We start from the raw sequence: 813 nt of genomic DNA on the forward strand, positions 1-813 counted from the left end.
CGGCCAAAGCCCCCACAACCAAAACAGCCAAAGCCAAAACAACCGAAACCGAAACAACCAAAACCAACACCAAAACAGCGACCAAAACCAAAACCACCAATAAGTCGAGTGTCATCCATTGAATACTGGCTTTGATCCCACGGTATTGCCTGTGTCGTTTGAAAATCGCTAACATTCAACATTTGAAGTTGATTGTGAAAATCATTCATTTTGTTAACCTCCACTAAAGAATTAATATGTGTCTATAAACAACATGGAAGAGTAAATGAATATATATATGTGATAAATTCATCATTATTTCAATTACTCTCTTCAACAAAATATGTATACTAGGTGGGTATTGCTACAGATTCAAAAGCCTATTTATTTTGAAGGGTTGTTTATTTATTGATCTCGGCCAGCTATTTTTTATCACATCTTGTACTATGAATGAATAATGGTAATTTTTATTTAACAATTGCGATAGTAAAGGATTGACACCAATGAAAACAGTTAAGTTTGTTTATACAGGACTTAGACGTTGACTATATTCTAGTAGACAAAGATATTTACACGAATCAAACTATGTCTTAATATTAATTTTCTGAAAAATAAAAAAGACGAATCAAAAATAGATTCATCTTATCCTATACACTGATGCTATTATAACCAACTAGAAAGTAAAATTAGCTTTCTTCTACCTGTTTATTTGATTTCCATTCAAATTTATGACTTACACATCCCATACTAACGATTAAGACAATAACGTATAAGGTGTTATTTAACCAATTTGGAATATTTTCCTCCTATAAATTTACGATAATTACATACATA

The 813-nt window shown here is 31.0% G+C and carries 1 protein-coding gene; it reads right to left on the minus strand.

Features of this window, described 5'->3' with window-relative positions; all coding sequences use genetic code 11:
* On the minus strand, positions 1–209 hold a 209-nt coding region (locus V7014_RS17735; protein ID WP_335508827.1), incomplete at its 3' end, for a heterocycloanthracin/sonorensin family bacteriocin.
* Positions 210–813: the final 604 nt, after the last annotated feature.

Source organism: Bacillus sp. JJ722, assembly GCF_036963345.1.
In the GTDB taxonomy this organism is placed as follows: Bacteria; Bacillota; Bacilli; order Bacillales; family DSM-1321; genus Bacillus_AD.